General features: G+C 40.0%; 30 protein-coding genes. 9 read left to right on the plus strand and 21 right to left on the minus strand.

Annotated elements, in window-relative coordinates:
- Positions 1–59: 59 nt before the first annotated feature.
- The 5 genes from ACX0HA_RS11985 to ACX0HA_RS12005 form a co-directional block, all read right to left on the minus strand.
- On the minus strand, positions 60–419 hold the full coding sequence (locus tag ACX0HA_RS11985) for a VOC family protein (protein ID WP_458845528.1): 360 nt from the start codon (positions 417–419) through the stop codon (positions 60–62).
- Positions 398–958, minus strand: a complete 561-nt coding sequence (locus tag ACX0HA_RS11990) for a DUF4199 domain-containing protein (RefSeq protein WP_458845529.1) — start codon at positions 956–958, stop codon at positions 398–400. The genes ACX0HA_RS11985 and ACX0HA_RS11990 overlap by 22 nt, the downstream gene beginning before the upstream one ends.
- 120 nt (positions 959–1,078) lie before the next feature.
- On the minus strand, positions 1,079–1,549 hold the full coding sequence (locus tag ACX0HA_RS11995) for a response regulator transcription factor (RefSeq protein WP_458845530.1): 471 nt from the start codon (positions 1,547–1,549) through the stop codon (positions 1,079–1,081).
- Between the two features lie 28 nt (positions 1,550–1,577).
- The gene (locus tag ACX0HA_RS12000; RefSeq protein WP_458845531.1) at positions 1,578–3,794 is read right to left on the minus strand and encodes a redoxin family protein; all 2,217 of its coding nucleotides are present in this window, start codon (positions 3,792–3,794) and stop codon (positions 1,578–1,580) included.
- A 19-nt stretch (positions 3,795–3,813) separates the two neighbouring features.
- Positions 3,814–4,725, minus strand: a complete 912-nt coding sequence (locus ACX0HA_RS12005; protein WP_458845532.1) for an ABC transporter ATP-binding protein — start codon at positions 4,723–4,725, stop codon at positions 3,814–3,816.
- A 109-nt stretch (positions 4,726–4,834) separates the two neighbouring features.
- Here ACX0HA_RS12005 and yaaA point away from each other — a divergent pair, with 109 nt between their 5' ends.
- Both yaaA and ACX0HA_RS12015 read left to right on the plus strand, forming a co-directional pair.
- Positions 4,835–5,593, plus strand: coding sequence for a peroxide stress protein YaaA (gene yaaA, locus ACX0HA_RS12010; protein ID WP_458845533.1), 759 nt, complete (start codon positions 4,835–4,837; stop codon positions 5,591–5,593).
- A gap of 49 nt (positions 5,594–5,642) precedes the next feature.
- Positions 5,643–5,993 carry a hypothetical protein gene (locus tag ACX0HA_RS12015; RefSeq protein ID WP_458845534.1) on the plus strand — a complete coding sequence of 117 codons (351 nt, stop codon included), beginning with the start codon at positions 5,643–5,645 and terminating at the stop codon, positions 5,991–5,993.
- A 129-nt stretch (positions 5,994–6,122) separates the two neighbouring features.
- Here the strand turns inward: ACX0HA_RS12015 and ACX0HA_RS12020 are convergent, their stop codons facing one another.
- From ACX0HA_RS12020 to ACX0HA_RS12045, 6 genes are all read right to left on the minus strand, one after another.
- Positions 6,123–6,296, minus strand: a complete 174-nt coding sequence (locus tag ACX0HA_RS12020; RefSeq protein ID WP_458845535.1) for a hypothetical protein — start codon at positions 6,294–6,296, stop codon at positions 6,123–6,125.
- Positions 6,297–6,433: 137 nt separating this feature from the next.
- Entirely contained in the window at positions 6,434–8,026 is a 1,593-nt protein-coding gene (locus ACX0HA_RS12025) for an MDR family MFS transporter (protein WP_458845536.1), read from the minus strand.
- Positions 8,027–8,030: 4 nt separating this feature from the next.
- A complete protein-coding gene (locus ACX0HA_RS12030) occupies positions 8,031–9,119 on the minus strand; it encodes an HlyD family secretion protein (protein WP_458845537.1) in 1,089 nt (362 codons plus the stop codon).
- A 12-nt stretch (positions 9,120–9,131) separates the two neighbouring features.
- Positions 9,132–10,481 (minus strand): TolC family protein, encoded by a 1,350-nt coding sequence (locus ACX0HA_RS12035; protein ID WP_458845538.1) that lies wholly within the window; start codon positions 10,479–10,481, stop codon positions 9,132–9,134.
- The gene (locus ACX0HA_RS12040) at positions 10,471–11,094 is read right to left on the minus strand and encodes a TetR/AcrR family transcriptional regulator (RefSeq protein WP_458845539.1); all 624 of its coding nucleotides are present in this window, start codon (positions 11,092–11,094) and stop codon (positions 10,471–10,473) included. Before ACX0HA_RS12040 ends, ACX0HA_RS12035 begins: the two co-directional genes overlap by 11 nt.
- Positions 11,095–11,287: 193 nt before the next feature.
- A complete protein-coding gene (locus ACX0HA_RS12045; RefSeq protein ID WP_458845540.1) occupies positions 11,288–11,857 on the minus strand; it encodes an anthranilate synthase component II in 570 nt (189 codons plus the stop codon).
- A 276-nt stretch (positions 11,858–12,133) separates the two neighbouring features.
- Here ACX0HA_RS12045 and epsC point away from each other — a divergent pair, with 276 nt between their 5' ends.
- Complete coding sequence (gene epsC / locus ACX0HA_RS12050) at positions 12,134–12,949, plus strand: serine O-acetyltransferase EpsC (protein WP_458845541.1); 816 nt, start codon at positions 12,134–12,136, stop codon at positions 12,947–12,949.
- Positions 12,950–12,960: 11 nt separating this feature from the next.
- The gene (cysK, locus tag ACX0HA_RS12055; RefSeq protein WP_458845542.1) at positions 12,961–13,869 is read left to right on the plus strand and encodes a cysteine synthase A; all 909 of its coding nucleotides are present in this window, start codon (positions 12,961–12,963) and stop codon (positions 13,867–13,869) included.
- Between the two features lie 137 nt (positions 13,870–14,006).
- Here the strand turns inward: cysK and ACX0HA_RS12060 are convergent, their stop codons facing one another.
- From ACX0HA_RS12060 to ACX0HA_RS12070, 3 genes are read right to left on the minus strand one after another with little or no spacing between them, the layout of a single operon-like run.
- Positions 14,007–14,576 carry a YceI family protein gene (locus ACX0HA_RS12060; protein WP_458845543.1) on the minus strand — a complete coding sequence of 190 codons (570 nt, stop codon included), beginning with the start codon at positions 14,574–14,576 and terminating at the stop codon, positions 14,007–14,009.
- Between the two features lie 46 nt (positions 14,577–14,622).
- A complete protein-coding gene (locus ACX0HA_RS12065; protein ID WP_458845544.1) occupies positions 14,623–15,261 on the minus strand; it encodes an NAD(P)H-dependent oxidoreductase in 639 nt (212 codons plus the stop codon).
- 14 nt (positions 15,262–15,275) lie between these two features.
- The gene (locus ACX0HA_RS12070) at positions 15,276–15,728 is read right to left on the minus strand and encodes a MarR family winged helix-turn-helix transcriptional regulator (RefSeq protein WP_458845545.1); all 453 of its coding nucleotides are present in this window, start codon (positions 15,726–15,728) and stop codon (positions 15,276–15,278) included.
- Positions 15,729–15,868: 140 nt separating this feature from the next.
- Between ACX0HA_RS12070 and ACX0HA_RS12075 the strand changes: the two genes are divergently transcribed.
- The 3 genes from ACX0HA_RS12075 to ACX0HA_RS12085 are packed head-to-tail and all read left to right on the plus strand — an operon-like array spanning position 15,869 to position 17,411.
- Complete coding sequence (locus ACX0HA_RS12075) at positions 15,869–16,450, plus strand: TlpA disulfide reductase family protein (protein WP_458845546.1); 582 nt, start codon at positions 15,869–15,871, stop codon at positions 16,448–16,450.
- A gap of 11 nt (positions 16,451–16,461) precedes the next feature.
- On the plus strand, positions 16,462–17,073 hold the full coding sequence (locus ACX0HA_RS12080) for a thioredoxin family protein (protein ID WP_458845547.1): 612 nt from the start codon (positions 16,462–16,464) through the stop codon (positions 17,071–17,073).
- A 23-nt stretch (positions 17,074–17,096) separates the two neighbouring features.
- The gene (locus tag ACX0HA_RS12085) at positions 17,097–17,411 is read left to right on the plus strand and encodes a rhodanese-like domain-containing protein (RefSeq protein WP_458845548.1); all 315 of its coding nucleotides are present in this window, start codon (positions 17,097–17,099) and stop codon (positions 17,409–17,411) included.
- Positions 17,412–17,452: 41 nt separating this feature from the next.
- Here ACX0HA_RS12085 and ACX0HA_RS12090 read toward each other — a convergent pair whose 3' ends face one another.
- Positions 17,453–17,884 (minus strand): DUF1456 family protein, encoded by a 432-nt coding sequence (locus tag ACX0HA_RS12090; protein ID WP_458845549.1) that lies wholly within the window; start codon positions 17,882–17,884, stop codon positions 17,453–17,455.
- Between the two features lie 110 nt (positions 17,885–17,994).
- The gene (locus ACX0HA_RS12095) at positions 17,995–18,789 is read right to left on the minus strand and encodes an alpha/beta hydrolase (RefSeq protein ID WP_458845550.1); all 795 of its coding nucleotides are present in this window, start codon (positions 18,787–18,789) and stop codon (positions 17,995–17,997) included.
- Between the two features lie 52 nt (positions 18,790–18,841).
- On the opposite strand from ACX0HA_RS12095, the gene ACX0HA_RS12100 reads away from it, so the two are divergent.
- On the plus strand, positions 18,842–19,243 hold the full coding sequence (locus ACX0HA_RS12100; RefSeq protein ID WP_458845551.1) for a tellurite resistance TerB family protein: 402 nt from the start codon (positions 18,842–18,844) through the stop codon (positions 19,241–19,243).
- 13 nt (positions 19,244–19,256) lie between these two features.
- Positions 19,257–19,820: a redoxin family protein gene (locus ACX0HA_RS12105; RefSeq protein ID WP_458845552.1), complete on the plus strand. Its 564-nt coding sequence runs from the start codon at positions 19,257–19,259 to the stop codon at positions 19,818–19,820.
- 137 nt (positions 19,821–19,957) lie between these two features.
- Here the strand turns inward: ACX0HA_RS12105 and ACX0HA_RS12110 are convergent, their stop codons facing one another.
- The 5 genes from ACX0HA_RS12110 to uvrB all read right to left on the minus strand — a co-directional run bounded on the left by ACX0HA_RS12110 (position 19,958) and on the right by uvrB (position 24,293).
- Positions 19,958–20,632 carry a hypothetical protein gene (locus tag ACX0HA_RS12110; RefSeq protein ID WP_458845553.1) on the minus strand — a complete coding sequence of 225 codons (675 nt, stop codon included), beginning with the start codon at positions 20,630–20,632 and terminating at the stop codon, positions 19,958–19,960.
- Between the two features lie 87 nt (positions 20,633–20,719).
- Positions 20,720–21,109, minus strand: a complete 390-nt coding sequence (locus tag ACX0HA_RS12115) for a VOC family protein (RefSeq protein WP_458845554.1) — start codon at positions 21,107–21,109, stop codon at positions 20,720–20,722.
- Between the two features lie 49 nt (positions 21,110–21,158).
- Positions 21,159–21,515, minus strand: a complete 357-nt coding sequence (locus ACX0HA_RS12120; protein ID WP_458845555.1) for a DUF4180 domain-containing protein — start codon at positions 21,513–21,515, stop codon at positions 21,159–21,161.
- Between the two features lie 47 nt (positions 21,516–21,562).
- On the minus strand, positions 21,563–22,249 hold the full coding sequence (locus ACX0HA_RS12125) for an SH3 domain-containing protein (RefSeq protein WP_458845556.1): 687 nt from the start codon (positions 22,247–22,249) through the stop codon (positions 21,563–21,565).
- 58 nt (positions 22,250–22,307) lie between these two features.
- Positions 22,308–24,293 (minus strand): excinuclease ABC subunit UvrB, encoded by a 1,986-nt coding sequence (gene uvrB, locus ACX0HA_RS12130; protein ID WP_458845557.1) that lies wholly within the window; start codon positions 24,291–24,293, stop codon positions 22,308–22,310.
- Between the last annotated feature and the right edge of the window lie 123 nt (positions 24,294–24,416).

The raw sequence follows: 24,416 nt of genomic DNA on the forward strand, positions 1-24,416 counted from the left end.
CACAAATGTAATGGATTTTCCCTGAAATAAAAAAAGTGCCCGAAGGCACTTTATAATTGTTATTCATTTTCGGGAAGAGGCTCCCAAAGCTCTATTTTATTGCCTTCGGGATCATACACCCAAGCAAATTTGCCATACGAAACATCATCATGATTTTCTACCGTGATGCCATCTGCTTTCAGGCTTTCCAGTAGTTCTTCAAGGCCTTCAACCCTCAGGTTGATCATAAACTGCTGGTTTTGCCCAAAATAATTGGTATCTGCTTTAAACGGTGCAAATACTGTTGGTCCTGCTTCCTGTTTCCAGGTTTCTGTACCGCCCATGCTGTTGATACCAAAATATTTTTCATACCATGCTCCTAAAGCTTTGGTGTCCTGCGCGCGGAAGAAAATTCCGCCTATTCCTGTGACTCTGCCCATGATTTAAATTCTTGTTGTTCGTTAGTATTTTTCTTTTTTAGTATGGCTGCCGCAATAAGGGCGATCAATAATCCTATCGGGAATATTTCCATATAGGTATACAATATAACCACTACCGGATTTTTATATTGCTCTATAAATTCACTGCTTTTGGCTGTCTGGGCTGCCAGTTCCTGCGCTGTTGCTCCGGCAGTTTTCATTTGCTCCAACTGAAAAGCGGAGTATTTCTCAGCAAAGTCAGGATGGAAATTATACAAAGCAATAAGCCATACCGCAACATATATTGTTGAAGTAATCAATGCCATCCATAACCCCATTAAAAAAGCTTTTCCAAATGATATGCTGCCACCGTTTTGTTTATCCCTGAATGTTTTAATAGCTATAAACATTAATGAGAATGCAATGATCATTGAGGCAAAGCCATAGATCATTCCATACTTCATGTGGTCAGCATCCATTTCTCCTGTTGTAGAAATAAGATAACCAATAGTACTGATGAATCCTCCAATTAAGCCATAGGTCCAGATAAGTTTTTTCATGATTTGTTTGTTTAGGGTGTTTAACTGAGGACAAAATTGGACTTTAGCCATTACATAACCCTCATACTTTAGGGTGATTTTGACCTGTATCGATAAAATTACAACTTTTGGGTGATAACGTTATGGTATGATACTTAGTCTTTTGGCTTTTTCTATAGCCTGCGTGCGTCGTTTTACCTCCAGTTTTTCAAAGACCTTTCCCGAATGTGTCTTAATGGTATTAAGCGAAACGAAAAGCTGTCCGGCAATTTCCTGATTGCTCATTCCTTTTGCCATAAGTTCTAAAACCTCTAGTTCCCGTTTGCTAATGGAGAGCTTTTCCAACTCGGTTGTATTTCTCACAAATTCTGATTCAGGAGTAATAAAGACCTCTTTTTCAATTATCACGGTTTTTGTTTTGGGTTTAGCAAGTTTGAGCGCAAGCCATATACCCAAACCCGTAAAGAGAAGGGCAATAATACCTATGTAAAGGTCAAGGGACTGGTCGAGTACCAAAAAACGAAATTCCAGCCAGCGAAGCAGCAAGAGCAGCAACGCAAGACTGGAACCGTATAATAGTGTGCTTTTATATTTTTTAAACGCCTTAAACATTCGTTACTGTTTGGGGCAAATATAAAAACTATTTTTGTTCAGGAAGCTTAAGCGCTTCTCTTAGCAATTTTTCGAATAGCGGATCGTCAGGGAAAGGCATGTTAGAATTTACAAAATTACCCTGCGGATCTATTAGGATAAACCTCGGGATACCCTGTATATCATAATCTTTACTCAGTTTTTTAGCATCATTCGCATGAAGCTGCAGTACCGATTTTGATTTGCTCTTAGCTTCAATAAACCAACTGTCTATTCTTTGGTCTGTACTCAGGGCTACAAACTGTATTGGCTGGTCTTTATATTTAAGGGCAAATTTCTCAAAAAACGGCGACTGGTATTTGCATGGCCCGCACCAGGTGGCCCATACATCTATAAGCACATATTTACCTTTTAACGATCCAAGGCTAACTTCTTTTTTGTCTAATGTCATAGCAAGAAACTGAGAAGCTACTTTTCCTTCACCCAGGCTTTCAATGATTTTCGAGTTGTTTTGGATAATCGAGGTATATCTTTTATCATTGAACGTATTGGCATATCTGTCAAGAAGTTTTGTCCTCTCTTCTTTGTCAGAAGCTTCTTTAATACTCTTGTTAAGTTGCCAATACAGCATTTTGTCCTTAAACGAGCCTGCCGAAAGTTTATTAATCGCGAGTAATGCTTTAGTGTTCTGATCGATATCTTCTTTATTGCCGGCTGTCATTTGCGTCATTACATAGTTAAAATATTCGCCGTTGCTTATAAGGCTCTCATCATTTAAAGGAACTATTTTTTTCATTTCCTTTATCTCGGCCGTTTCCACAGTTTTTTCATTAGGGTATAATGCCGCTCTCTTTTTGATAAATGAATCCCATAAGTTGAGGTACTTTATTGTAATAAGCTTTTTTTCTTTTTCAATAAAATCTTCGCGAAGCACAAAATTGTCTACTGTTTTAAATTCATTAGACTCATCCATTTTTTCGTTCCATTCATCCACAAGCTGGTCAATGATAAAAGTTGGATTTTCCATGAACATGTTTTGATCGAGGTAATAAGAAATACTGCTCCATGAGTTGTCTTCTTTGGCGCTGTAATTGTTTTCGGCAAGACGGGTACCTTTTTTTACAGATGATAGCTGCTGTCCGTAAAGCTTAAGCTCAATATTTATACTGTCTTTATTCTTTAAAATAATAAAATCCTGTGCAGCCTCATCATAAAGTACCTCATATTTATCCAAAGCAAGGTCTTTATCAATAACCGCGTGGAATTTGCCGTCTTTTACCGGTATTACTGCAATGGTATCTTTTATGAACATGTCTCTTACATATACATTCTGTACAGTGGTGGTGCCTTCAACAGTACCACTTACAACAGTCTTATCGTACGGAGCCATATGGTTAGGCATAAGAGTATAAGCTAATAGTCCGCCAATAATAACCAATACAGCTGCAAGCTTGGCAAAGCGTCCCCCGTTACTGAAAAATGCATTTTTAATGCCTTTATGCTTGTACCACTTAAAGCCTACATATAGCAATATAATACCTGTAAGGAAGCTTACCGCCTCGGAATATGTTAGCCAATAACCAAGGTCACTACCTTTTTTATATTTATAGACCTTGTCCAGTGTTTCCATTGGATACCAGGCAGGAACAGTTACACTAAACCCTTTAAGGAAAAGAAAAGTCAGCAGAAGGAAGATACCTATCAGCATAGACCAGATAAAGCTTGGCATTAATACTGACAGTACATACTGAAAAGCTGTAAACAGTAACGAAGCAAAGAAAAGCCTTGCCATTAGCCAGAATATATCGCTAAAGGCAAATTCTGTCGTAGCATGTTTTGGGATGTCAAAGGCAAAGCTTAGCAGAAAAGCGGTCAGATAGGCCACAACAACAAGTGATGTTATGCTGATAAGATTTGAGATAAGCGCAACCGTAAATTTTGAAAAATAAATAGAGAGTTTCTGGATTGGCTGCGTCTCCATTAACTGCCATCCTCCATATTTATGATCAAGCTGAGTGAGCCTGCTTACGGTAATAATGATAAGCATCGGGAAGAAGAAGCCGGCAAAAGGATCCAGTGTCTCTTCAATGAACCTAAGGTAATAGTTGTACGGAATCCCGCCTTCGCCAGCCTGGGGGTCGTCAAACAGCCTGATGATCCCTAAAAGAATGGGAGAAATGGCTCCCAGTATAATAGCGACAACATAAATTCCTGTTCCTTTTTTCTTGAGGTGTTCTGCCTTTAGGGCAGTTATATAATTTTGCATGTGTTATAGTACTAAGATGTTATTTTTGATTCACTAAGGCCATAAACCATTCTTCGAGTCCGTCAAGTATTTTTATCTCATAGATATCGGCACCCTTATTTACCAGGTCTTTGGTAAACTGCGGGATATCTTCACGGCTTTCGAGTTCTAATGTTACCTGAGAAGAATTCTCCAGTACAATGTTTTCGTGTTTTTGGCTTAGCTCATTCTGCCACTTTTCAGCATCTTTAAGCGTGATACGTATTTTACATGTGCCTGAGAATTTAGAAAGCTCCTCTATAGAACCTTCAAACCTTAGCTTTCCTTTACTGATGATGCCTACATGAGTACACATCCTTTCAATTTCGGCAAGAAGGTGGCTTGATACAAAAATGGTAACTCCTTTTTCTTTGTTTAATCGAACCAATAAACGGCGTATATCCTGAATACCGTTGGGATCAAGTCCGTTTACGGGTTCATCGAGCAATAAAAGTTCAGGTTCATCAAGAAGAGCCATTGCAATAGCAAGGCGCTGCTTCATGCCCAGCGAGTATTGTTTTGCTTTTCGCTTCGCATCCTTTGTAAGGTCTACCAACTCCAGTATCTCATCAATGCGGCTTAAAGGGACGTTGCGCAGCTTTGCAATGTATTTAAGGTTGTTGTAACCGCTAAGGTGCAGGTACAGCGCAGGGCTCTCAACCAGAGATCCTACTTTTTCAAAAACCTGGGGCAACTGTTCATGTAAGGGCTTGCCAAACATGGAAATGGATTTATCCTGCTGTGGCAGTATGCCGGTAAGCAGCCTCATAGTAGTCGATTTTCCTGCTCCATTTGGGCCCAGGAAACCATAGATTGATCCTTTTGGGATATTAAGAGATACATCGTCAAGTACTTTACGCTGCTTAGAATAGCGAAAAGTCAGGGATTGGGTCTGGATTATAAATTCAGCCATGGTTAGTTTAGTTGGTTAAAGTTGCTAATATAAGAATTAACTGATAACGTATTATCTGCATTTTGCGTATATAGTTACAATCACTAACTTTGAACTATAATTCACATTTATGAAAATTGTAATATCGCCGGCCAAGTCGCTGGACTTTGAAACTAAACTCCCTTCACGAAAATATACCGAATCCGCTTTTTTGGCAAATGCCGAAGAGGTTCACAAAACTTTAAAAGAAAAATCGCCTAATGAATTGCGTGAACTGATGGATATATCTGACAAGCTTGCGGAGCTCAACTGGCAGCGCAATCAGGAATGGAAACTGCCATTCACAACTAAAAATGCACGCCCAGCAATGTATGCTTTTAACGGGGATGTATATACAGGACTCGATGCTTATACATTACCTGCATCTAAAATCAACAAGATACAGGACTCTTTGAGGATACTTTCAGGCTTGTATGGACTGTTGAAGCCGCTTGATCTTATTCAGCCATACCGTCTTGAGATGGGAACGCAAATGCCGATAGGCGAGAGCAAGAATCTTTATGAATTCTGGAAAAAGACCATCACTCAGGCACTGAATGACGAACTTAAGGATGATGAATTGTTCATTAACCTGGCGAGCAACGAGTATTTTAGCGCAGTAGATGTAAAAGCACTGAAAGTACCTGTCATTACACCTGAATTCAGGGATTATAAGGATGGTAAACTTAAAATGATCAGTTTCTTTGCTAAGAAGGCCAGAGGCATGATGGTACGTTACATTATCGATAAAAATGTAAAGACCCTGAAAGGACTTAAAGGTTTTGATTATGAGGGTTACAAATTCGACCCAAAACTATCTAAAGACAATACGTTAGTATTTACGAGGTAATAGTTGCTGGTTGTAGGAATCAATATTAAATAAAGAATAGAAAAAATAAATGAGGATAGAGGATTTATTTAAGCTTGAAAATACAGAGAGGGAGTACAAGCATTCGGTTATCATCAACTTCTATTATGGTTATGAGGAGCTGGATGAACTTCATGCCCTTGAAAGCAAGCTAAGAATATTGCTTTTCAATGAAGAGGTAGGGGAACTTGATGGCCATGAGATAAATATGGATGGTTCCGATGGGACATTATTTCTGTATGGGCATAATGCCGAAGAGCTTTTTAAAACTATACACCCCTTATTACTTGAGACTTCATGGATGAAAAAGGCAGAAGTATATCTTCGTTTTGGACATATAAGCGATAAGGATGCCGCAGAAATAGACTTTATACTGGAATAAAATAAGAAACGCCGAAGAGAAATCAGAATCTTCGGCGTTTCGGTTTTTAGAACAGATGTGTATATAACCAGATCAGGAGTTATATTTTGCTTTGATAGAACTTGTATACTGACCACTGCAAACTTGTGTTTATGGCCACGCAAATTCTGATAATCCGTGAATATCGTGCTCTTTGTCCTGCCCTAAAAGGCGTTTAAGAGCAGTCATGATACTGTCTTTATTTATAGCCTCAATGCTGATGCTTTCTTTTTTGCTTTCGGTTTCCTGTTGTGAAACCTTATGCTGATCGTAATTTTTTTCCATTTTGATTTGATTTTTGATTTTGATTGATGATTTAAAGAGGCCCATCATTTCTGACAGGCCTTATTTATATAATATAAAGCTTTGCTGCCAACTGTGACCTGTCTGCCGATAGGCAGGCTGAATACTGAATACTTCTCTTAGTGCATGGCGTCGCTCATGTCTATTTTATTTTTTCCTTGTCTTACCAATAGGATAAAAGGTATACAAACAAGGAAGAGAATACCCAGGTAAAGAAACACATCCATATAAGACAATACTGTTGCCTGTTTTAGTACAGCTCCTTCCATAGCTTTATATGCTTTGGCTGTGGCTTCACTCATTGAATATCCTTTAGACATAAAGCCGGCGGTAAGCTGCTGTACCCTTTGCTGTACGGCAAAATCGGTTATCTGTTCGTGGCTCACAAGGTTTACTCTGTGACTTTGTGTAAAACGGGTAATGAATGTGCTTATGATCGCAATACCGAATGATCCTCCAAGCTGGCGCATCATTCCTGTAAATGCAGCACCTTCTCCTATGCTTTTTCCTTTAAGGGTAGAAAGCGCCATTGTGGTTATTGGTACAAATAACAATCCAAGCCCCATGCCTCGCATGATAAGCGGCCAGAACATATGTTCGCTTCCGGTATCCGGGGTCATAATGCTGTACATCCAGAAGGTAAATCCAAAAAATATCATAAATCCTGTCGCAACCATGTAGGTTTGTGGAACGCCACGCTGAATCATCTGCCCGATTATAGGCATCATGAATGCTGTCATTATCGAACTCGGTATAAGAAGCATACCGGCATCAAGCGCTGTCCATCCTAATATTGACTGAGTGTAAATAGGTATAACAAACGTTGAGCCATACAAACCAAATCCCATGATGAAACATAAAATGGTACCTATCCTCAGGTTACTGTCGTTAAGAACCTTAAGGTTCACTATAGGATATTTATATACCGATTCCCTCCATATAAAGGCAAGAAGCCCAAAAACAGTCAGGACACTTAATCCTGTAATAAGCGGATCTTCAAACCAATCATCCTGCTGGCCATGTTCCAGTACAAATTGTAGTGAACCAATAAACATTATAAGAAAGACCATACCCCACCAGTCTACCTGGTTTGCTTTTAGTTTTTCACCATATTTAGGACTCTTTACAAACATTATGGTTAGTATCGTAGCGATAATACCCAACGGAACATTGATGTAAAATATCCAATCCCATGAGTAATTATCTACGATCCATCCTCCCAAAGGCGGTCCTAATGTTGGTCCTACAATTACACCCATACCATAAATCGCCTGTGCCATACCACGTTTTGCGGCAGGATAACTCTCTGTAATAATGGTTTGCGCGGTTACAAGCAGTGCTCCACCACCCATACCCTGAATGAACCTGAAAGCAACAAGCTCCCAAATGTTCGTTGCATTACCGCAGAGGAATGATGCTATCGTAAATATGACAATAGATGCGGCAAAGTAGTTTCGTCGGCCAAACTGTTGTGACAGCCAGCTCGTCATAGGGATTACTATTACGTTAGCAATAGCATAGGCGGTAATTACCCACGCAACATCCGTTAAGGTTGCCCCAAGGGTACCGCGCATATCGTTTAATGCAACGTTAACAATAGTTGTGTCTACAATTTCAAGCAGGGCACATAGTACCGCCGTTATCGTGATGATAACTCGCCTGAAGCCGTATTCAACTAAACTGTCGTCTGCTGCTGTTGCTGCTCCTGCCATAATGTTATTTTAAATGTACGTCTACATCCACATTCATACCCGGACGCAGCAGTTTTACTTTTTCTTTATCGTTATTTTCGGTAAGGCTTATTTTTACAGGAAGCCTTTGGATAGTCTTAACAAAGTTACCGGTAGCATTGTCAGGAGGCAGTAGAGAGAAACGTGCACCAGTAGCAGGAGAGAAGCTTGTTATTATGCCTTCAAATTCAACACCGGGATAAGCATCTGCCTCGATAGTTACTTTTTGGCCTTCTTTCATTTTGGTAAGCTGTGTCTCTTTAAAGTTAGCCACCACCCATGCTTCCTGAGTATTGATAATATAAAATAATGCCTGACCCGGCTGTACAAGTTGTCCCGGCTGAATGTCTACGGTAGAAACCTGACCGTCAATCGCTGCAGTAACTATAGTATAGCTAAGGTTAAGGTTTGCAGCATCAAGAGCGGCCTGTGCTCTTTTGATGTTGGCCGATGCTACTTCTGTCTGTTTTCCTGAAACAGCCGATCTCGAAAGGCTTGCATTTTTTTGAGATTTGCTAGCTGCGGCAGCCTGTTGCAATACTTTCAGCTGAGCTTCAGCTTCCTGTTTTGTAGCCTGTGCCTGCTCGTACTGTTGTTTAGTGATCGATTTGTTTTTGTATAGGTTTTCAAAACGCTGGAAATCGTTAGTTGCTCTCCAAAGCCTTACTTTGGCCGCTTCGATGTTACCCTGTGATGACTGAATATTAGCTTCAGATACCGAAATGTTTGCCGAAGCACCGCCTACATCAGCTTTAGCAGCTTCATAGCTTCCCTGTGCAGCAACAAGAGCCGCTTTGGCATCTTCTACCCTTACAAGGTAATCCTTATTGTCTATAACGAAAAGTGTGTCGCCTTTTTTTACAACGTCGTTATCTTTTACATATACTTTGGTAATGTATCCGGTAACGCGCGGAATGATAGGGTTCATGTTTTTCTCGATCTGTGCATCATCGGTAGTTTCGTGAGACAGTGAGTGAACATATTTATAAGTTCCATAACCGCCGCCCAGTATAACCAAGGCTCCAAGTATTACCATGAACTTTTTGTTTGTTTTCTTCTTAGTGCTATTTTCCATGACGGAGTATAATTATTTGTTGTTTTGTGTAAGATTAAAAGAATCGGTCAGTTTTCCTGAAGCATTCAGCAATTCATAATAACGCTGTGTAATTTCTGCTTTAGAGAAAGTCTCATTTATTTTGGCGCGAAGCTGTTCAACGTCGGCATCAAGCAAATCATTAGTGTCTACCAGTCCGTTATCGTATTTGTCTTTAACGATTCTGTAATTCTCACCCGACTGCTCTACAGCATCAGTAAATGATTTGTTCTGTTTGATGCTCAGGTTGTAATTCTCAAGCGATTCGTGTATCTCTACCTTAACGCGGTCAGTCTGTATGGCCAGCTGTTGTTTAGTCTCTTCAGCACGGCTTTGGGCTGCTTTTACTTTTTTACCATTTTTGAATATCCCGGCAAGGTCATACGATACACCTACGCCAAAATTCATGGCATTGGTTACCTGAACTACATTTTGAATGTCAAGGGCGACATAACCTGCAGAAAATGCGATAGAGGGATAGTAATCTCCTTTGGCGATTTTAACGTTGGCCTCCGACGCTTTTTCCTGCCATCTAAGCGCTTCTAAATCGTTACGCTGAGCAATGGCTTCACTTTCGCTTACTGAAGGCGTTAAACCGCCTGCATTTTTGAAATAAGAGGCATTGGGAGTTAATTTGGTTCCGTCAGGTAGCTTAAGGAAGGTGACCAACTGGAAGTTGATGTTCGCTTCTTTTGCAATGGCATCATCAAGAGTAGCCTGAATGTTACTTACCTGCAATTGCGATTTCAATAAGTCGTTACGTGCTAAAAGACCGTTCTGCTCCATGGCGGTAAAATCTTTTACACGCTGATCGGCACTTTTCAGGTTTTCTTTAATCAGGCTGATAGATTCCTGGGCCTTGTACAGGTTTACATACAGTACAACTGCCTGCATAGCCAGTTGTTCTTTGGTATTGGCTGCGTTGAATGTTTGTGCCTGGTACAGGTTCTCTGAAGCATTAATGCTGTTCTTGATCTTAAAGCCCGAGAATAGGGGCATGCTTGCGCTCGCCTGGGCAAACATGATCTGGTTTACTTCCGGAGAAGCAGATGCTGTTTCGCCTTCGGCCGGCTCGCTGTTGCCCAATGGCATTCTAAGCTTAAGGTTAGGATTTGTAATCCTCATGTATTGGCCTGAAACCTTGAAGTCAGGATATTGACTATTCCTGGTATTCTCAAGGTCAAATTTAGAAGTAGCCACCTTGGTATCGGCAAGGGTTGCTTCGGTACTTTTGGTTACTGCCAGGTTTATTGCCTCATCCAGCGAAAGCTGTTTCTTCTCCTGAGCCTGTAGGGCTACAGCAAAAAACAGAAGGCTGCAGGGCAGTAGGTGCTTAATTTTCATGTGCTAAAAGCGCTTTAATGGTTTGTTTTATGTGAGCAGTAAGCTCGTTTAGAATATAATTTTCAAAATCCTCCTCGGTGTGCAGATTAAGTATCTGTTCAAAATACAGCCTGTTCATCTGGAAATTAACAAGGATGCCCATAATGGTAGGGGTGATAAGTGGGATGTTTACATCTTTCCTGAAAATTCCTTTTTCCTGCCCGTCAGCAATGATCATCCTGAAAAGCTCTGAATTTTCTTTTTTGATATCCATGAAGGCCTGCATGTCCATGATCCTTTTTTTATTGGAAATCTCAAAATGCAGTATCTGGTACATGCATTTGTTTTTGTTGATGCGGGTAATGTAAAGATCAATAAGCCTATCAACTTTTTCAACAGGGGAAAGGTCGTCGCGGTAGATGTTTTCCAATTGCATTTTCATGCCCGATGTACGATCTATGATCAGTGTCTCAAGCAGCTTTTCTTTCGAACCAAAGTAATACGATATCATCGCGATATTTACCTTGGCTTCTTTTGCAATCTGGCGTATTGAAGTACCGTCAAAACCGTCTTCTGCAAACAGCTTTTCAGCTACCTGCAAAATCTCTAATTGTTTATCGTTAAACTCCGTCATTCTTTTTAAGTGTTATTTGCGATGCAAAGTTAAACACTTGTTTAAATTAAACGTTTGTTTAAACGTGTTGTTAACATTTTTTTAACAAAAAACGTTTGCGAAAACACCTATAGATAAATTCTATATTGGATATTTAATTATTTAGTATTCAGATATATTAATTGATTTATATAAAGTAATAGTTTTAGTTATGTTATTCAGAAACCCAATTGGCTAAAATTTGCTTTCCTAATGGTGTAAGTACCGATTCGGGGTGAAATTGCACTGCCTTTACGTTAAGATTACGATGTCTTAACGACATAATATTGCCGTTTTCATCTACCGAAGTTACTTCCAAATCGTCTGGAAAAGATGCGGAATCTACACTCCAGGAATGGTATCTTCCTACCGAAATCGTATCCCCCATTCCGGCAAAAAGAGATTCATTATTTACAGTGATTTTTATGTTTGCAGCAATGCCGTGATGTACTTCATCAAGGTTGATCAGCTTCCCTCCAAAGACCTCGGCAATGGCTTGCTGACCAAGGCAAATACCCAGTATGTTTTTGGTGTTGGCATAGCGCTTAATAATGTCTTTCAGCAAACCGGCTTCATCAGGAATACCGGGCCCGGGAGAGAGTAGTATCTTGTCGTATTCTTCGGGTTCATCTATATGGATGTCATCATTTCGTAATACAGTTACCTTGCAGTCAAGGTCTTCAAGGTAATGAACGAGGTTGTAGGTAAAGCTGTCGTAGTTATCTATTACTAGTATTTTCTTCATGATGTGGAATATATTCCGGCAAAGGTATGAACATTATTGACTGATTTTTTTGTTTTTATTAATCTACTAAAATGGTAGACTAGTGGTTTTTTTGCTTATTTTTGTTCAGCTAAAACATCAAATTATGAGTGCTGTAAACCATAATGTCTGTGTGTATATGTGTTGCCTTTCATTGAGAGAAGCATTTGCAATGGCATAAATTCAGGTTGACAACCTTATGAAAATAACCGTAAAAGCTTCTCCTAAAAGGGAAGCTTTTTTTAATGAAACAACACAATGAAACATCCGGTTTATACTGCGAATTATTTAAAATCGGGACTCTTGCCGGATAGGCTGAAGACCGAAGAGTGGATAGAGGAATTCTTTAAATGGCTCTTTTGCATTGGAGAGGAATATGCAGATTATGACTATTTTTTAGCCAAAGAAAAAGAACTTGATGAAACGTTCTTTCACCTGCTTGAGTTATCAGGATTTGAATATGATAAAATTGATGTATTAATCTTATATTTAAAAGATAAGGTAGTGTTACTTTATCAAAAACTTGAAGATGATTTAAAAGCTATTTTTGAATTCGATCCTGCGGCGAAATCGCGTGCTGAAGTACTGATTTCTTATCCCGGTTTCTTTGCAATAACGGTCTACAGGCTGGCGCATGAATTATGGAAAAGCAAGGTGCCGCTTCTTCCCCGGATGATGAGCGAGTATGTGCACAGCAAAGCCGGAATAGATATACATCCCGGAGCTGAAATTGGTGAACGTTTTTTTATTGATCACGGTACCGGAATCGTGATCGGGGAAACCTCTGTTATTGGCAATGATGTGAAAATATACCAGGGTGTAACCCTTGGCGCATTGAGCGTGAGCAAGGCTGAAGCCTCAGTTAGGCGTCATCCTAGTATTGGTAATAATGTAACTATTTATGCTAATGCGACAATACTTGGTGGTAGTACGGTAATTGGCGATGGAAGCATCCTTGGGGGAAATGTATGGATAACACATTCGGTTCCGCCTAATTCGATGGTATATCACAAGAGCGAAGTAAGCATCAAAACAAGGGATATATTTCCTGAACCATTAAATTTTGTAATCTAAAATTCACATATATGAAAGCGAAAAGCATTTTAGAAACTATAGGCAAAACGCCGCACCTAAGCCTTGACAGGTTATTTCCTAATCGTAATGTATGGATCAAGCTTGAACGTAACAATCCGGGCAACAGCATTAAAGACCGGATTGCCCTTGCAATGATTGAAGATGCCGAGGCCAAAGGTATCCTGAAACCGGATAGCGTTATCATTGAGCCTACTTCAGGTAATACTGGAATTGGACTGGCTTTAGTAGCTGCAGTAAAAGGATATAAGCTGATACTGGTTATGCCTGAAAGCATGAGCGTGGAGCGAAGAAAACTTATGTCTATATATGGGGCAGAGTTCGAACTTACGCCGCGCGAAAAAGGAATGAAAGGAGCCATAGAGAGAGTTAATGAGCTTGTGGCCAAAACACCAAATTCATGGTCGCCAAGCCAGTTTGATAATCAGGCTAATGTTGATGTGCACAAAAGAACCACGGCTCAGGAAATATTTGAAGATTTCCCAAATGGACTTGATTATATCATTACCGGAGTAGGAACCGGAGGTCATATTACGGGTGTAGCAGCCGTTTTAAAAGAGAAATGGCCAAATCTGAAGGTCTTAGCTGTTGAGCCTGAATTATCGCCTGTGTTGAGCGGGGGAAGTCCGTCGCCGCATCCGCTTCAGGGCATTGGGGCTGGGTTTGTTCCGTCCATATATCAGAGCGGACTTATTGATGGGGTAATTCAGGTAGGAAAGGATGAAGCTTTTGAATTTGCACGTGAAGTGGCAAAGAAAGAAGGATTGCTGGCGGGTATCTCTACAGGGGCATCATTGGCAGCAGTGAACAAAAAGCTGGCTGAGATCCCGGAAGGAGCAATTGTGCTTACATTCAACTATGATACAGGGGAAAGGTATCTTTCTATTGAAGGGTTGTTTTAATTTTGATTTTCTACAAGGTCTTAAAGACCTTGTAGGTATAAATATAAAACCTACAAGGTTTCAAAACCTTGCAGGTAAAAACACAAAACCCACGCAATGCGTGGGTTTGTTATTCAATTTAAATCCTTTTCGGAGTCTTAGAATACTAAGTTTACAACAAGTGTGAACTCATCGTAGATTGCTTTGTCACCTATGCTGTCGAAGAAGCTTTTAGAACCGTAAGTGATATCATATTTAGTTCTGTCAACTTTAAGTGTAGATGAAGCTGAATTTTTACCTACAGTAAGGTCAAAAGTAATTGGTTTAGTAGTTTTCTTGATAGTAAGGTCACCTGTTACAGTATAAACACCTGCAGATTTAGCTTTTATCGATTTGAAAACGATTTTTGCAGTCGGGTATTTTTCAGTACCAAAGAAATCATCATTTTTTAGATGCCCTTCAAGTTTTTCTTTACCTTCACCTGCTTTAAGGTCAGTAGCCTGGATAGAGTTCATGTCTACAGTTATGTTACCGCCTGTAAGTTTGTCTCCTTTAAAAGTAAGTACACCATCTTTAACGTTGATTGTACCTTCGTGTTTACCAGTTACTTTTTCACCAACCCAGCTGATTTTACTTTTTGAAGTGTTGATTTTTTTGTCCTGAGCTGTAGCTGTAAGTGTAGAAAGAGCTACTACTAATGCAATTGCAATTGTTTTTAGATTTTTCATTTTTGTTTAAATAATTATTTTGGGTTATTAAAATTAAGGAATTTATTTATATAGTTGTAAAAAGTTCTTCTTTTGCTTTTCTTACCTTTTTAAGGTGCTGATTTGCATCTTCTTCGTGTCTGTATCCAACAGCAGCTATAACAGCGGCGTTAAGACCAAGTTTGTCAAAGCCTAATATGGTGTTGAATTCTTCTGCATTAAAGCCTTCCATTGCTGTAGTGTCTATTTTAAGATGTGCAGCAGCGTTTACAAGAGTAGATAGCGCAATATATGACTGTTTTATTGTCCAGGCGTTTTTCTGCTCATCGGTAAGTGAACCTATGTAACCATTGATATAGTCGTTAAATCCTTTAAGGTTTTCAACAGGGATATCTCTTGTTTGGCTGATATTGTTTACATACTCCTCAACTTGTTTTTCGCCTATGTTTACCTCGTTGGCAAAGATGAACAGGTGAGAAGCATCGGCGATAAGGTTTTGGTTGTTTCCTCCTGCGGCAGCTTTAAGCTTGTTGCGCATTTCTTCACTCTCAACGATAAATACCTTATAAGGCTGAAGTCCGATCGATGAAACGCTTAGCCTTACAGCTTCTTTAAGATTTTCAATATTTTCGGCAGATACTTTCTTAGAAGCATCATATTTTTTTGTTGCATAACGCCAGTTAAGGCTTTCTATGTAATTGCTCATTGTTTTAGATTTAATTAAATGGTCCTGTATTTTTCTAACAGGGTATTCAGATGTTCTAGTTCAGTAGGGGTGAGGTTATTCGAAAACTTTTCCTCATGTGCATTTAAAAGCGGGTCAAGCTCACTAAGAAGATTAAGTCCTTTTTCAGTAATCAGTATCTCCATTTTCCTGCGGTTCTCTTCGCAAACTTCACGAGTTACCAAGCCTTTCAGCAGTAGTTTGTCTACCAACCGGGTTGTGTTGCTTGTCCGGGCAATCATACGCTCCTGGATTACACACATATTGGCGGGTTTCCCTTTTTGGCCTCTCAGTATACGCAGTACATTATACTGTTCAGGAGAGAGATCATAATCCTTTACGGTTTCATTAAAGTTTTCACCAAGAACATTTTGTGTATACATAATATTCATCATCACCTTCTTTGAAGTTGACATTGCAGGCGATTTTATGATGTCTTCTATTTTCATATTTGTAAATACAAAATTTGTATATACAAATGTAGTATGTTTTATATTTGTATATACAAATGTTGTGTTAAAATTTTCTTAAAATTATTTTATAAAGGCAGAAGGGCTTAATTTTAGTGGGCAAAAAGAAAATTATAAATATGAATACATTCAAAATAAGGGTGGGAGCGATGCTGATTTTGGGCATTATGTTTACTTCCTGCAACAAAAAAACGGAGACTGAAACTGAAAAAACGTCGGAAACGGTAACTGAATTGCAAAAAACTGCTCCGCCTACACCGTTAAAAGTATATAGTAAAGATGGTGTAAGCGTAAAAGCATACGACTTCGATAAGCTTGAGTACTTCCTTTCGCAGAAAAATGATACTACTTATGTAGTGAACTTTTGGGCTACATGGTGTGTACCATGTGTAGAAGAGCTTCCGCATTTTGAGAAACTGAATGAAAAATATAAAAAAGACAAGGTAAAAGTAATGCTGGTAAGCCTTGATATGTTCAAGATGGTAGAAAGCAAGCTATTGCCGTTCATAAAAGAGAAACAACTAAAGAGCGATGTAGTATATTTAAGGGATCCGGATCAGAACACCTGGCTGCCTAAGGTAGATTCAACATGGAGCGGGGCTCTGCCGGCAACACTTATATATAATAAGGACAAACGCAAGTTCTACGAGAAGTCATTTACGTATGACGAACTTGAAAAAGAAGTAAGCAATTTTAAATAAATTATAAATCTATGAAAACAGTTAAAATTTTTGGAGCAGTTATGCTTGTTGCATTCCTGACTGCTTTTGGAGTAAAAAATACTTCTACAGGTTATAAAGTGGGCGACATCGCTACCGATTTCAGCCTTAAGAATGTGGATAATAAGAAGGTATCGCTTAAGGACATAAAAGATGCTAAAGGTTATATCGTTGTGTTTACCTGTAATCATTGCCCGTATGCGGTAGCCTATGAAGACCGTATCATCGCGCTTGACAAGAAATACAAAAAACTTGGTTATCCGGTTGTTGCCATAAATCCTAATAATCCTGAAAAGCAAAAAGACGACAGTTTTGCTAAAATGCAGGAAAGGGCGAAAGACAAGAAATTCAGCTTCCCGTACCTATTAGACGAAGGACAGAAGATATACCCTCAGTACGGTGCTACTAAAACACCACACGTATATGTACTTCAGAAAACAGCTAAAGGTAATGTGGTAAAATACATCGGCGCAATTGATGATAATTATGAAGATGCTGCTGCCGTTAAGACTAAATATGTAGAGAATGCAGTTGACGCATTAGTAAAAGGTAAAGAAGTATCGGTAAAAGAGACCAAGGCTATTGGCTGTTCTATAAAAGCATAATACCTTTGTCAAAAACAATACAAATGAACATATCACAACAAGAATGGTGGGAACAGGCTCAGGCAGACAGCAATGCTGTTATCCTTGACGTTCGTACCGAAGATGAGTGGAACCGCGGTATCATTCCGGGAGCCATCAATATTGATATTTACAAAGGGCAGGGCTTTATCTATGCCGTTGAAGAACTGGATAAGAGCAAAAATTATTATGTATACTGTGCCGCTGGTGCCCGTAGTGCCCAGGCTTGTAACATAATGAACCAGCTTGAGATCGCTAATACCTTCAATCTGATAGGAGGGATATCCCAGTGGGATGGTCCGGTCGTAGCACCTGAATAAAACAAAAAAGAGCCGTAAGGCTCTTTTTTTGTATCTAATCGTTACGAATTCTTTTTCTTACCGTTGTTGAATTTTACTTTTTCAACTACCGGAGCAGGTTTTTTAGGCCTTTGCGGTGGTCCTTTCATGGCCGGTTTCTTTGCAGCCGGTTTTTTAGGCTTAGCAAATGGTGCATCTCCTGCAGGTTTTTGCTGTTTGTTAGCAGCCACGGCAGCCTTATTCTGGTTTATTACGTCCTGAGCATTTTTAGGCTCTTCTTTAGTACCGCGAAGGTGAATGATAAGTCCGTTCAAAAAGTTGCGAAGTACCTGGTCGCCACACTCCATAAAGTTAGGGTGGTCGGCATTGCGGAAGAAAGCACCAATCTCAGCTTTAGAGATCCTGAAATCTACCAATTCCAGTATTTCTACTATTTGATCATCCCTCAACTGAAGCGCTACACGCAGCTTTTTAAATACATCGTTGTTATTCATCCTTCTTTATTTTATGCAAAGATAGTATTTAATAGTTGATTTGCTTATTTGTTGATAGGTAGATTTGTTTTAAGCTACGATGATTTGAACAAACGCATCAACAAACAAACCTATTCAAATAACCACATATACGCTTCTGCAAACTCTTTGGCCCATAGTGTCTCGTTATGCCTGCCGTTATGTACTATCTTCTTATTGATGTTCTTTTTATTGGCTTTGGTAAGCACTATGTCGAGCATACGGTCAAGGTCGGTTACCATTTCTGTGCTTTCGTGATCACCTGCCATAAAGTAAATGCGCGCATTGATATGTTCAGTTGTGATTGCCAGGTCATAAATATCATTACTGAACCAGAATGACGGCGAAAAAATCCCGGCTTTCCCGAAGACCTTAGGATATTTCAATACGGCATAGAAGGATACCAGTCCACCCACGGAACTACCGAATATCGTTGTATGCTCCTTGTCAGGCTTGGTACGGTAATGTGTATCTACATAAGGTTTTAGTGTATTGACGATAAAATCAAGATAGTCATCGGCATGTCCGCCGCCATATTTTTCGTTGGGATAGGGGGTGAGCTCATCAATACGTTTGTCGCCACCATGTTCAATGCCTATAACAATAGTTTTTGCATGGAGGCTGTCGAGCTGTTCGTCAATGAGCCATTCACCCGAAAAGGATGAGGCTTTGTCAAAGAGGTTCTGTCCGTCGTGCATGTAAAGCACCGGGTATTTATGGCTGTTGTCTTTGTAGTCTGATGGCAGGTATACCCATATCTTCCTGTCGGCGTTCAGTTGTGGCGAATGAATTGTGAATGTAGTTACGTTCGGCGAATAAGTATGTTCCTGTGCTTTTGTGCTCATACCTGTAAGATACAATAAAAGGAGTAAAAATTTGAGCCTCATAAGTTTGTTTTTTTAGGGCAAAAGAATAATTTAGCTAAAATTAACGATTCCGATGAACACCTACGAAGAAAAACTAAGCTTGTTGTCCGAAATGATTGCCTTTGCAAAAGTTGACGGACAGATACATGAACGTGAATTCCAGTTTTTAACTATAGTTGCGCAGCAGCTTAGGATAGAGAGGGATATGTTCGATACGCTATTTGATGAACCTTCGGAGAAAGTGATACTGAAATCGGAACACCAGCGCATACTACAATTCTACAGGCTGGCATTGCTGATGCAGGCCGATGGTGTGCTGCACGATAATGAACAGGTAGCTATACGTGAATTGGGCATAAATATGGGACTTAGCCCTTTTGCGATGAAAAGCGTATTGGTAGAAATGCAGCGTTCTCCAACAGGCATGATCGATCCTGAAATGCTTTTAGCATTGTTCAGGGCACAACAGAATTAAACCCAATCATCCAATGAAGAAAATTATCTTACTGCTAGCACTAATAAGCCAGTTAGCCTTGTTTGCACAGCAATCTCCCGAAAAAAAAGTTCGTGATACACTCAATATTTCCAGCATCAATTCAGTAAATATAAAGGAGGTAGCAAAGTATTCCCAAAAGAAAAATACGCTGTTGTTTACTTTTGCAAGCTGGTGCGAACCCTGCCATCTTCATTTGCCTACGGCAATCAAACTTGCCAAAGATTACGACCTTGATTTTTATGTGGTGATAATTGATCCCGAAAACAGCGAGGGAATGAATTATTGTGCAGATTATATCTATGCTTTAGATAAGACCGTTAAGGTAGCCGTACTCTCAGATGCAACCTATGGAGTGAAGCCTAAGAAAAGGAATAAGCAATTTATTACAGAAATGACTCCACCTCAATTTGAAAATATCTCAGATTTTTCAAAGTACATACTTATCAATAAACAAGGTGAAGTAATCATGGTCACAACCTGGAAAGACAATAGGGATAATGACTGGCACGATGATTCTAAGATGGTACAACAAAGAATAGTACCGTTGTTACAATAAATGCAAAGGCTGTCTCAAAAGTGGTTTGTTATGCATTTTTGTCATTCTGACGAAGGAAGAATCTAATATTAATTAAACATTTGGATTCTTCACTACATTTCATTACGTTCAGAATGACACTTTTATAGCAGCTTTTTTTAAAACTTATAAAGAAGTTTCAGGTCCATGTTAAAGTTGAACCCCACATTTGTGCCCGTTTCGACGATATAATTAGTAGTGGCAAAAAACACATCTGATTCCTCATGATTTGGTGCTTCTTCTTTACCTGTCACATTGGTATATTTTACATCTCTTATTTTTATCCCAACGCCAATTGTCTGCATGAGGGAAAAGTGCTTGCCGAAATTATAAAGGAGGTTGTAATTTACGTTCAGGCCATATTTCTGTCGCTTATAATCAGCCTGTTGATAACGGTACCACATAGGGACATCGTTGTCATGATACCAATCGGTATAATAAGTGTCCGTATGGTGTATGTAATACAATTCAATCGAAGGAATGTGCTTTAACTTGCCGGTAGGGCGTAGGTCATAATACACCGAAGGCCTTATTTCAAACAGCTGATAGTCTTTTTCGTTATTCTCATCACCTGACGATCCGTGAAATACCATATCGTAATTTCCGTAGCCAATTTCCATTCCTACCCAAATGCGTTTGTCGATCTTATGGATATAGCCAATATCCCAACGGGGTGCCTGGCTAAAAGTTGACGAGAGCAGACCCAGTGATATAATGGATTTGCTGATTGTGTCCTGAGCTATAGCCGACAAAGGGCTTATGCACAATAATAGCAGTAGTATTTTTTTAGTCATAGCGGTGATTGCTGCAATAACAGCATCGCTAATATAAAGAGATTAAGGAGATTGTCAGATTATTTATATGTTATTTTACTAAACAAGCTAAAAAGTAGAATTGTCAGCGGTAGGGTCTACCTCAAAAATACCAAAAGTGTTATTGTCCGTATCAATGAAGTAGCCCTGCCAGCATTTGCCGTGAACAGCAAACTTTGGCAATGCGACCTGTCCGCCATTATCGTGTATCAGTTCTGCGCAGGCATCGAAGTCGGCGACCTCAATAGAGCAGGTAAAGGCATTGGGAGCACCTTCAGCAGGTATGGATGCTACCGGACGTTTTAACAATCCGCCGTACATGCCGTTGGTTTCTATACGGTAATATTCAAGAGGCAGGCTTTTGTCCTGCGTGAATTTCCAACCAAATACCGTACTGTAAAATGCTATTGCTCTTTGAGGATCGTTAACGTGTATCTCGAAATAGGATATGGTATTCATAAGCTTTAAATATTGGATACTAAAGATAAGAAAGAAAATAGAATAACTGTTAGGATAATACCGCTTCCGCTTCTTCTATAGTGCTTACAAAATTTATCCTGCCCTTTTTATTGCTTTCATAAATGAAATCCTTCAGGCTTTGGCTTTCATACTTCGAAAAATCGCCAATAATGGCCAGCCTTCCCTGATAGGTTGAGAACTTTTGTAATATATCGCCGGCAAGTTTTGTTTTCAGGTCGAAGAAAGCAGGAGGGAGATTATGTTCATAGACGATAATGCTCTCCGAATCATTATAACGGCAGTTCATCAATAGCTCCGCAGCATCCTCCGCATTATAGAAAACGATTTCTTCCGATTGTACTACGGTTATTTTTTGTGTGGCTGTTTGGATGAAGTTAAGGTGCATTGTTGTTATGTGTTTAAGTACTAGTAACGCTTGTGCTTGCAGAAATATTAAAATCCATACATAAGATGCCTTTTCATGTATGTCCCTTTTTTGATTATCCAGAGCACATCATATGCTCCGGCACCATCACTGTTAGCCGAATGAATATATAGCGTTTCATTCTTTTGGTCATAGTTAACCACGGTATTTTTCAAGTTTGGCTGATATATTGCCTTTAGATCTTCTGCAGGGATGATAATCTTTTTTCCGTTATTTAAAACTTCAACCGATTTATACTCCCATTCCGGTATGCCTCCATCTGTTCCCAAAAATGTTCTTCCGTCAATTTTTGTTAGCCACTTATCTTTATCATAAAATTCAAGTGTATGCTTTTTAGGCTCAAATTTTCCTTTTGTAATGGTTACAGTTATTTTGCCGTCAGACAAAACAACTATATTCGCATTATTTTTTGTCAATGGTATAGAAGGAAAATCATCAATATAAATAATTTTCTCAGTATATATGTATCCACTTTTAGCGTTATCATCCAAAGAATAATCTACCATCTGCCATTTCTTTTCAGTTTCAGGCAGTCCATAGACAATTGTGCCGGTTTTTAACTGCGTGATAATTTCAGATTTACCGGGCTCTTTCCTTATATTAGTGTATCCGTCAGCATCATTGACTATTGCGAATTGTGCAAAAGCAGGTTGAATAAATATGATTAATACTAAACGTAAGAATGCTTTTTTCATAGAATATTGATTTTACACGAGCGTGACGCCCGCGCCGGCACATTATTACTAATGTAATTTACACCTTCTCTTGTAACGCTTTAATCTCATCTCTCAACCTAGCAGCCATTAAAAAGTCCAGTTCTTTAGCGGCTTTCTCCATGGCTTTGCGCTTATCGCGTATGATCTTTTCGATATCACCTTTTGCCATATAGGTAGTATCCGGTTCAGCAGCAATTTTAGGAGCGTGTTCCAGTTTATAGGCTTCGCTTCGTCCAAGGGTGCTGTTCTCGATTTTCTTGTTCAGTGCCATTGGTACTTTGCCGTGGGCTACGTTATAGTTGTGCTGCTTTTCGCGTTTATAGTTGGTTTCGTCTATGGTGCGCTGCATACTGTCGGTAATCTTGTCGGCATACATAATGGCTTTACCGTTGACGTTACGCGCTGCACGGCCTACGGTCTGCGTCAGCGAACGGTTGCTTCTCAAAAAACCCTCTTTATCGGCATCCAGTATCGCAACAAGCGATACCTCCGGTAAGTCAAGTCCTTCTCTTAAAAGGTTTACCCCAATAAGTACATCAAAGATACCCTTACGTAAATCCTGCATGATCTCTACACGCTCCAGTGTATCCACCTCAGAGTGTATGTATCGGCATCGTATCGATACTTTAGTCAGGTATTTGGCCAATTCTTCCGCCATACGTTTGGTCAGGGTAGTGACAAGCGTACGTTCGTCAAGTTCCACACGCTGTTGTATCTCGTCTATAAGATCGTCTATCTGGTTCAGGCTTGGGCGTACCTCGATAATCGGGTCAAGAAGTCCCGTCGGCCTGATAATCTGCTCCACATATACACCTCCCGATTTCTGCAATTCATAGTCGGCAGGAGTAGCACTCACATATACTACCTGGTTCTGCATTGCCTCAAATTCCTCAAACTTCAACGGGCGGTTGTCCATCGCAGCAGGAAGTCGGAAGCCAAACTCCACCAGGTTCTCCTTACGGGAACGGTCACCACCATACATGGCGTGTACCTGCGAAACCGTAACGTGGCTTTCGTCAATCACCATCAGGAAGTCATTAGGGAAATAATCCAACAGACAGAATGGCCTTGTGCCCGGCTGCCTGCGGTCAAGGTAACGTGAGTAATTCTCAATACCCGAGCAGTAGCCCAGCTCACGGATCATCTCAAGGTCAAAATTGGTACGCTCCTCAAGGCGTTTGGCCTCAAGGTGTTTGCCTATCTCTTTAAAGTAATCCACCTGTTTTACCAGATCCTGCTGTATATCCCAAATGGCACCTTGCAGCACATCGGGACTGGTAACGAACATATTGGCCGGGTAAATATTGAGGCGGTCGTATTTTTCGATCACTTTAGAAGACGCTTTGTCAAAGGCCTCGATCTCTTCGATCTCATCCCCAAAGAAGTGAATTCGGAACGGCTCATCGCCATAACTAGGGAAAACCTCTACTGTGTCACCTTTAATACGGAAAGTACCGGGTGTAAAATCGGCTTCGGTACGGGCATAAAGGCTTTGTACCAAACGGTGTAGGAGCTTTGTGCGCGATATAACTTCGTTACGGGCAATTGATACTACGTTCTTTTGGAATTCCACTGGGTTACCAATACCATAAAGACAGGAAACCGAGGCTACCACTATTATGTCGCGCCTGCCCGAAAGCAGGGAAGAGGTGGTACTAAGACGCATCTTTTCCAATTCTTCGTTGATGGAAAGGTCTTTTTCTATGTAGGTTCCCGTTACGGGTATATAGGCTTCGGGCTGGTAGTAGTCGTAGTACGATACGAAATACTCCACCGCATTGTTTGGAAAAAACTGTTTGAATTCGCTGTACAGCTGTGCCGCCAGCGTTTTGTTGTGTGCCAGTACCAATGTAGGTTTCTGCACTTCCTGGATCACGTTGGCCATGGTAAATGTCTTACCCGATCCCGTAACCCCAAGAAGCGTCTGGAAACGCTCTCCTTCATTAATCGCCGCACTCAGTTGTTTAATAGCCGCGGGCTGATCCCCGGTAGGCTTATAGTCAGATACTACGTTGAATTTCATTCTGTTTGGCTTTTTTACAAAGATAGCAATTATAGTGTTCAGAATAAGTCTCAGTCCCGGTCTCAGTTTACAGTTTTCTAACTGATTTAACATTATTAGGTGCTACTGACGAGTAAGGACTGA

It is taken from the genome of Flavobacterium hauense, assembly GCF_054457175.1.